Genomic DNA, 8,826 nt, shown 5'->3' with positions numbered 1-8,826 from the left:
CCCCCCCCCATCCACGACCTTTCCGCATCAAGAACGTGGATGCCCGGGACAAGCCCGGGCATGACGGCGCAGATCCGCCGGTGCCCACGCGCCGGGAGCAGGGGAGCCCTGTCCGGCCCAAGTTCCCGTTGCGCGCGTTCCCCCCGTGCGCTATCCGGCCGGAAAGGCCTGAGGCGGCTTCGAAATTTTGCCGCGCCCGGCCAGCCAAACCCGAGGACGGAAACCGCCATGCCAGCCTATCGCTCCCGCACCACCACCCACGGCCGCAACATGGCGGGCGCCCGCGGCCTCTGGCGCGCGACCGGCATGAAGGACGGCGATTTCGGCAAGCCGATCATCGCGGTGGTCAATTCCTTCACCCAGTTCGTGCCCGGCCACGTCCATCTCAAGGACCTCGGCCAGCTCGTCGCCCGCGAGATCGAGCAGGCCGGCGGCGTGGCGAAGGAGTTCAACACCATCGCGGTCGACGACGGCATCGCCATGGGCCATGACGGCATGCTCTACAGCCTGCCGTCGCGCGAGCTGATCGCCGACAGCGTCGAGTACATGGTCAATGCCCATTGCGCCGACGGCATGGTCTGCATTTCGAACTGCGACAAGATCACCCCCGGCATGCTGATGGCGGCGCTGCGGCTCAACATCCCCGCCGTGTTCGTCTCGGGCGGACCGATGGAGGCCGGCAAGGTCACGCTGCAGGGCAAGACCAAGGCGGTCGACCTGATCGATGCCATGGTCGCAGCCGCCGACTCCAAGGTCAGCGACGAGGACGTCAAGGTGATCGAGCGCTCGGCGTGCCCGACCTGCGGCTCGTGCTCGGGCATGTTCACGGCCAATTCGATGAACTGCCTCACTGAAGCCCTTGGCCTTGCGCTCCCCGGCAACGGCACGGTGGTCGCAACCCACGCCGATCGCAAACGCTTGTTCGTCGAGGCCGGCCACACCATCGTCGATATCGTGCGCCGCCACTACGAGCAGGACGACGCTAGCGTGCTGCCGCGCAATGTCGCGAACTTCAAGGCGTTCGAGAACGCGATGACGCTCGACATCGCGATGGGCGGTTCGACCAACACGGTGCTGCATCTGCTCGCCGCCGCCCATGAAGGCGAGGTCAAGTTCACCATGCAGGATATCGACCGGCTGTCGCGCCGCGTGCCTGTCCTTTGCAAGGTCGCGCCGTCGGTTGCCGACGTGCATGTCGAGGACGTGCATCGTGCCGGCGGCATCATGGGCATCCTGGGCGAGCTCGACCGCGCCGGCCTGATCGACACGTCGGTCTCGACCGTGCACGCGCCGACCATGAGCGACGCGCTGGAGCGCTGGGACATCAAGCGCTCCAGGAGCGAGTCTGTCCGCACCTTCTTCCGGGCGTCGCCCGGCGGCATCCCGACCCAGGTCGCCTTCAGCCAGGAGCGCCGCTACGACGAGCTCGATACCGACCGCGAGAAGGGCGTGGTCCGCAACCTCGAGCACGCCTTCAGCAAGGACGGCGGCCTCGCCGTGCTCTACGGCAATCTCGCGCAGGACGGCTGCATTGTGAAGACCGCCGGCGTCGACGCCTCGATCCTGAAATTCTCCGGCCCCGCCCGCGTATTCGAAAGCCAGGACGCCGCCGTGGAAGGCATTCTGGGCGGCAAGGTCGTTGCCGGCGAGGTCGTGGTGATCATCTATGAAGGCCCGCGCGGCGGTCCCGGCATGCAGGAGATGCTGTATCCGACCAGCTATCTGAAATCGATGGGCCTCGGCAAAGCCTGCGCGCTCGTCACCGACGGACGCTTCTCGGGCGGCTCGTCGGGCCTGTCGATCGGCCATCTGTCGCCGGAAGCGGCCGAAGGCGGCAACATCGGTCTGGTCAGGACCGGCGATCGCATCGCCATCGACATCCCGAACCGCAGCATCACGCTGGAGGTCTTCGACGAGGAGCTCGCCAGGCGCCGCGCCGTGGAAGAGGCGAAGGGCGATGCCGCATGGCAGGCGATCGGCCGCAAGCGCAACGTCTCGACCGCGCTTCAGGCCTACGCCGCGCTCACCACCAGCGCCGCGCGCGGCGCGGTGCGCGAGGTGAAGCGGCGCTCGAAGTAAGTGCGTCACGTGCGGGTGTGATCGCAAGCATCACGCATCGCGCATGGTCAACAAGTTCTGAACGGCCGGCGCAAGCCGGCCGTTTGCATTAAGGATGCCCCGATGAACTTCGGCAGCTCAGAATTTTGCGGCGTATACTGCCATCGATCTTCGCAAATCCGTTTCGGGCAATTGGGGCACCACAATAATGTCTCGCACTCTCGCTGTCGTTTTCTCAACAGTCGTCGCTGCGATTTCAATGACCGGCGCGGCTTCCGCCGGCTGCTACAATTGCTACACGCCGCCGCCGTGCACGACCTGCTACCAGCAGCAATACGTGCAGCCGCAATACCGCACCGTCGACGAGACCGTGATGGTGTCGCCCGGCTCCGTCGTGGCGCACCGCGCACCGGCGCAGTACCGCACCGTGATGGTGCCGCAGACCGTGATGGTGGCGCCGCCGAGCGTCCAGTACGAGCGCATCCCGCCGCAATACGCCACGCGCCAGCGCGTCGAGATGGTCCAGCCGGGCTATTCCTATTACGCCCCGGTGCAGATGAACTGTGCCTCCTGCGGGTACTGAGCCAAGCTAGCTTACGAAGAATTCAAGCGGCGCTCCCAACGGGAGCGCCGCTTTTCTTTGCAGCCAGCAAACGAGGCCCGGAAACGGAGGCGACTCCAAACCGGGCCTCGCAACCGGCGACGCCCTGGGAGATGTCGCCAGTGTCCGGGATCGCCGAGAGGGCATAGGGTAAGGGAACAGGCTGACGCTCGCCTGACAGATCCGATGCCGGGGAAGGGGCGGGCGCCAACTTCGCGTTGCCATGCGCCGTCGACTGCGTTAAGCGACAGCAATTCCGAACTTGGAAGGGTGGCCGAGTGGTTTAAGGCACCGGTCTTGAAAACCGGCGTGCCCGCAAGGGTACCGTGGGTTCGAATCCCACCCCTTCCGCCAGTATATTGTTCTCCTCTGTTCGCAGTCGTTCGAACTCCACAGCAAAATCAGCTACTTGCATCGAAGACCTGTACTTCGCAGTTCGTCGATGTTCTCCCTAATCGGGAGGCTGACCGTAGCTTTGGACCGTAGGTTCGGAGGACGGTTTTTCCCGGAGGAACAATGGCTGGAAGGCTCAAACCACTCGACGTAGAACGCCAAAATAAGCACGGCAAATACGCCGACGGTGAGGGCCTCTACTTGATCGTTACCGGACCAACATCGAAGAGCTGGTCATATCGATATTGGAAAGATGGCAAGGAGCGCTGGCACGGCCTTGGCTCCCTTAAGGACGTGTCACTCAAGGATGCGCGGCTCGCCCGTGATGCAGCCCGGCTGCGCGTGAAAGGCGATCGCAGCATTGCCGGCGTGGACATTGTACGAGAGAGGCAAAAGGCACGCGAAGAGGCGAAGGCCGTCGAGGCCAAGGTGGTGTTATCGACGTTCGAGGAATGCGCGGAAGCCTACATCCGGGCGAACTGGTCGACCTGGAGCGAGAAGCATCGCGATCAGTGGCCGTCCTCCCTCAAGCGCTACGCCTACCCCACCATCGGCAAGCTCACGATCCCGGAGATCAAGCCGAGCCACATCCACGATCTGCTTAAGCCGATCTGGGTGGAGAAGCGCGAGACCGCGAACCGTGTCCGCGGTCGGATCGAAACGATCATCGCAAAGAACGTCGACATCGACGATGCGGACTTCCGGAACCCGGCCGAGTTGACCAGGCAGTTGCGTGAGAAGCTGCCAAAGCGATCCAAGCGGGTCGTCCGTCATCATCCCGCTCTGCCGTACACCGAGGCACCGGCGTTCATCAAGCAACTTGCCGATGCGTCCGGGACGGCAGCCGCCATGTTGCGCTTCCTCATCTTCACCGCTTGCCGCACGAACGAGGCGGTCGAAGGGCATTGGTCGGAGATCGATCGCCCGAGCTCGACCTGGAAGATCCCGGGCGAGCGAATGAAGATGGATCAAGACCATTACGTTCCTTTGACCGAGCCTGCGTTGGCAGTCCTCGACGAGATGCGAGACGGCCGTCAAGGGAAACTTATCTTCGCTAATCCGGAGGGTGGGACATTCTCCGAAAATGCGATGCTGGCGGTACTTGATCGTCTCGGCTACGGGCATGTGACTGTGCACGGTTTCCGGTCGACCTTCGCCACTTGGGCTGAGGAGTGCACTGACTATCCGGACGGTGTGCGCGAGGCTGCGCTGGCCCACAAGTACACGAGCGAGACCACCGCGGCCTATCAGCGAGGCCAGAAGTTGGAAAAGCGCCGGGGGTTGATGAAGGATTGGGCCGTATTCCTCACGGGCAGTAATGTGTCCCAATTAAACGATCGGAAGGCAGGGTAGGAAAGGGACCTGAAGGAGCGCATCTACTCCGGCAACGCGGCAGCCTATCGTTTCGGCATACTGATCTACAAGTCGGTGGACTGCGATAGCCAGGGAAGCGCTCCAAGGCGTTTGTCACGCTTGCTAGGCTGTTCTCATAAAAGTCGGCTTACGAACGCAAAGCGGAAGTCTGGCACCTTGAGCGTGATCGGCGGCTTGTGACCCAACTGAGACATCAGGGCCCGTTTGCTGCGATGCGGTGCATAGCTCTCCCTCGAAGATCGTATTAGAATTTCACGGTACCATGGGCACTGTTGGCCGCCGCCGACGATGTTGGCCATCGCGCCGCATGGACTCTATTGCACGAAAGGAGCGACCTTTCGGCCCTGGGGGCCTTGCCATGAGGAGAGGTCAATGGAAACAGTAAATCGAAGGTCAGCAGTGGCTCTAGGGTTGGCAGCCGTTTCGGCGGCCATGGTGAAGCCGGCGGCTGCGCAAACCACGGACTACAAGGATGCGACGCCGTGGCCAGGTGTCGTGGTGCGTGCTTACAGTGGTGAGACACCATCCCTCATTCCCGGTTTCAAGACCGTCTCGATGCGTGACATCATCATGCAGCCGGGATCGAAGACTATGGGTCCTCCGATGGATAATGCAATGGTCTGCCATATCACCGAAGGTGAGCTTCAGATCGACCAGGAGGGGAAGCCGTTCACGGCCAAAAAGAACTTCGTCTGGACCTGCAACAAGAACACCAAAGAGCAGGCGTCCAACGTAAGCAATGCGGTCGCAATTATGCGGATCACCGACCTAATGGCCTGAGGCCTGCGGAGGCAGCCTCAGTTGGCGGCCTCTTTGAGTCAAGCGAAGCATTCGATGTTCGTCTAAACTGCTATCCTGTTCCGAGCTGGAGGGCGAGCATGGAGTGCCCGAGCTGCGGAAGTGCCAATCAGGATGGCCACCGATTCTGCGGGAACTGTGGCGCGCCGCTGCCGCCGTGTTGTGGCGTCTGCGGTCGTGAGAATCCGATTGGCAATAGTTACTGCGGTTACTGCGGCGCTCCTTTGACCAGTGCCGCCGCTCCTCCGGAACGATCATCAGCCGTAGATACGCCTACCAAGCCGGCGCTACCCGGTGCCGAACGTCGGCGTCTCACTGTCATGTTCTGCGACCTCGTCGGCTCGACCGCGATTTCGTCTCGGCTTGATCCGGAAGACCTGCGCGAGGTGTTCGGCAAGTACCACAAAGACGTCGCGACGGTGGTCGGGCGTTTCGACGGATTCGTGGCCAAGTATATGGGCGACGGGGTTTTGGCCTACTTCGGCTACCCGCGGGCGCATGAGGACGACGCCGAGCGAGCGGTTCGCGCCGGCCTGCAGATTGTGACGACCGCGCGGCCAGTGCCGGCTACACCCGGCGGCAGACTGCCGGTCCGTGTCGGTATTGCCACAGGTCTCGTCGTCGTAGGCGACCTGATCGGTGCCGGCGAATCCCAAGAGCGTGGTGTAGTGGGCGAGACGCCGAATCTCGCGGCGCGACTGCAAACTTTGGCCGAGCCGGACTGCGTCGTGATCGATGCGAATACGCAGCAGCTGACGAGCGGGATCTTCGAATACGAGGAACTCGGTACGGTCGAGCTAAAGGGCTTTATCGAGCCCGTGCGTGCGTGGCGCGTGCGTGGCGAGGGTACGATCGAAAGCCGTTTCGAAGCACTACATTCGGCTGCCGCTCTCACCCCGCTTGTTGGGCGCGAGGACGAAATCGAGCTGCTGGCTCGGCGCTGGATCGAGGCAAAGTCAGGTGCGGGACAGGTGATCCTGCTCTCGGGCGAGCCGGGCATAGGCAAGTCGCGCCTGACCGCTGCCCTCCAGGAGCGGCTGCGGGATGAGCCCCACATCCGGCTGCGCTACTTCTGCTCGGCGCTTCACCAAGACAGCGCGCTGCACCCGACGATTGTGCAACTCGAACGAGCCGCAGGTTTCGAACGGGGCGATACACCGGAGATGAAGCTTCGCAAAATCGAGGCCCTGCTCGCGCCGACATCGTCGCCGATTGCGGGTCTCCCCCTCGTCGCCGAGTTGCTACATTTTCCCGCTGGCGATCTGTACCCTCCGAGCCAGCTAAATCCGCAGCGCAAGAAGGAGGAGACATTCGAGCTGTTGCTCCACCAGCTCGTCGTCCTCGCGCAGAACCAGCCGGTATTCTTGGTCTACGAGGACGTCCATTGGATCGACCCCAGCTCACGCGAGCTCCTCGATCGCGTGGTCGATCGGGTAGCAGATCTGCCTGTGTTGTTGCTGATTACATTCCGGCCCGAGTTTGAGTCGCCATGGACCGGCCAGTCGCACGTTACGTTGCTCACCCTCAGCCGCCTCGACCGGCGTCAGGTTGCGACGCTGGTGCAGCAGGTCGCGGGCAGGGCACTCGCGGGGCATACCATGCAAGAGATCATCAAGCGCACCGACGGCGTGCCGCTTTTCATCGAGGAGTTGACGAAGGCTGTCGTAGAAGCCCAAGCGAATCGAGAAAGCGGCGAAGACGCGAGCGCCACAACCTCGCGATCGGCGCTTGCCGTGCCCGCAACCCTCCAGGCCTCGTTGATGGCTCGGCTTGACCGGCTTGGGCTGGGTCCCAAGAAGATGGCGCAAATCGGGGCTGCCATTGGCCGTGAGTTTTCATACGAACTGGTCGCCGCCGTCGCCGGCCCAAGCGAGGGTGAGATACAAGACAGATTGGCGCGGCTTGTCCATTCTGAACTGGTGTTCCAGCGCGGGGCGCCACCAGAGGCCGTCTACAGCTTCAAGCACGCTCTGGTTCAGGATGCCGCGTACAACACACTGCTGCGCAGCGATCGACGGCGATTGCACGCGCGCATCGCCGAAGCCGTCGAGGGGCGATTCCCGGACCGCGTGGCGCGCGAGCCCGAACTGCTGGCGCACCACTTTACGGCGGCCTGCCAAATTGAACGTGCCGTCGGCTATTGGCTGAAGGCCGGCGAACGCGCGGCCCAACGTTCGGCCAATCTGGAAGCCATCCGGCATCTCACCCGAGGGTTAGAGGCGCTGAATACGCTACCGGAAAATTTCGAGCGGGATCGGCAGGAGCTCGCTTTTCAGGTCGCGATCGGTACGCCCATGATCGCCGTACATGGTTATTCTGCGCCACAGACAGGTGCCGCCTACAGCCGTGCGCGCGCGCTGTGCGAGCGTCTCGGCGAGGCCGAGCCTCTCATCGCGACCCTCAGCGGTGAGTTCGTCTATTACTTCGTGCGCGGCGATTATTCCATGATGCGGCGACTAACCAACGAGGCTCGGCAGGTAGCGGAGCGCCTTCCAAGCCCACTTGTTCGCCTTGCCAGCCACCGCTTGGCCGGGATCACGGCCATGCACTTCGGGGCGTTTGCCGAAGCTCGGTCCGAGTTCGAGGCGATTCTGCGCCTCTACGACGTGCGTCAGCATCGATCGCAGCCGGTGCACTACGTTCACGATCCGAAAGTTTCGGCCCTCACGTATCTTGCGCCTGTCCTCTGGATCCTGGGCTTTCCCGAGCAAGCGCGTCGTTCGAGCACCGCGGCGTTCCAATGCGCCGCGGAGTTGGACCAGGCGAACCTCACAGCGCATGTCCACAATTTCGCCGGCGCCGGTTTGGACGAACTGCTCGGCGATGTCCCGGGCGTGCAAGCCCATGCCGAAGCGATCATTGAGCTGGCCGATCGGCACAGCCTGGGCTATTGGCGCGTGAATGGGCTGATTCTTCACGGCTGGGCTATGGTACAGCAGGGTGCCACGGAGGCAGGCATCGCGCTCATGTGTCAAAGTACCGAGAGCCGCGCGGCTCAAGGCGTCAGTTGGTATCAAGCCCGGTATCTCTGCATGCTCGCCGCGGCCTATGCGCAAGTCGGCCAGGCCGAACCAGGGCTACGTATCATTGCGGAGGCGAAGGACCTCATCGCGAGAAATAGCGAATGCATGTGGGAGGGGGAACTCGCACGCATGGAGGGGGAGCTTATGCGAGTGCAAGGTAGATCGGCCACTGAGATCGAAGCCTGCCTTGCGGGAGCCGTGGCAATAACCCGCGCACAGGGCGCCAAGTCGCTCGAGCTCGGCGCCGCCCGCAGCTTGGCGCGCCTGTGGTGTGATCGGGGGCGGCCTTATGACGCCCGCGCGTTGCTCGCACCGGTCTTTAGCTGGTTTACGGAGGGATTCGAGACCGCTGATTTGAAAGCCGCAAAGGCATTGCTCGACGAGTTGACCTGCGGAGCATGAGTGGGTTTACGCTGTGCTCTGGTGCAAAGCCTGGAAAACGCGACCTTACCCGTCGTTGGGATTGCGCTCACGGGACTTACTTTGGAGGCGCGGACGACTTCCGCTTGTGTGAAGGGTTTCGGATGCCGGCCCCATGACGGTGGGGCGGCGCGCACCGGGGGCCGGCGTCCGAAAGCC

The 8,826-nt window shown here is 62.9% G+C and carries 5 protein-coding genes and 1 tRNA gene; all 6 read left to right on the top strand.

Annotated elements, in window-relative coordinates; all coding sequences use genetic code 11:
- The first annotated feature begins 228 nt into the window (after positions 1 to 228).
- The 6 genes from ilvD to IVB13_RS01190 all read left to right on the top strand — a co-directional run bounded on the left by ilvD (position 229) and on the right by IVB13_RS01190 (position 8,649).
- A complete protein-coding gene (ilvD, locus tag IVB13_RS01215; protein WP_204511243.1) occupies positions 229 to 2,079 on the top strand; it encodes a dihydroxy-acid dehydratase in 1,851 nt (616 codons plus the stop codon).
- A gap of 238 nt (positions 2,080 to 2,317) precedes the next feature.
- Complete coding sequence (locus IVB13_RS01210; RefSeq protein ID WP_085385228.1) at positions 2,318 to 2,641, top strand: hypothetical protein; 324 nt, start codon at positions 2,318 to 2,320, stop codon at positions 2,639 to 2,641.
- Between the two features lie 282 nt (positions 2,642 to 2,923).
- Positions 2,924 to 3,013: transfer RNA gene (locus IVB13_RS01205), tRNA-Ser, on the top strand.
- 162 nt (positions 3,014 to 3,175) lie between these two features.
- On the top strand, positions 3,176 to 4,405 hold the full coding sequence (locus IVB13_RS01200) for a tyrosine-type recombinase/integrase (protein WP_247487447.1): 1,230 nt from the start codon (positions 3,176 to 3,178) through the stop codon (positions 4,403 to 4,405).
- Positions 4,406 to 4,798: 393 nt separating this feature from the next.
- Complete coding sequence (locus tag IVB13_RS01195; RefSeq protein WP_247487444.1) at positions 4,799 to 5,206, top strand: hypothetical protein; 408 nt, start codon at positions 4,799 to 4,801, stop codon at positions 5,204 to 5,206.
- 98 nt (positions 5,207 to 5,304) lie between these two features.
- Positions 5,305 to 8,649: an adenylate/guanylate cyclase domain-containing protein gene (locus IVB13_RS01190; RefSeq protein WP_256467676.1), complete on the top strand. Its 3,345-nt coding sequence runs from the start codon at positions 5,305 to 5,307 to the stop codon at positions 8,647 to 8,649.
- Positions 8,650 to 8,826 lie beyond the last annotated feature (177 nt).

This window comes from Bradyrhizobium sp. 17 (assembly GCF_023073515.1).
GTDB lineage: Bacteria > Pseudomonadota > Alphaproteobacteria > Rhizobiales > Xanthobacteraceae > Bradyrhizobium > Bradyrhizobium canariense_D.
The sequence above is the reverse complement of the archived record's forward strand: the minus strand, read 5'-3'. Positions and strand labels throughout refer to the sequence as shown.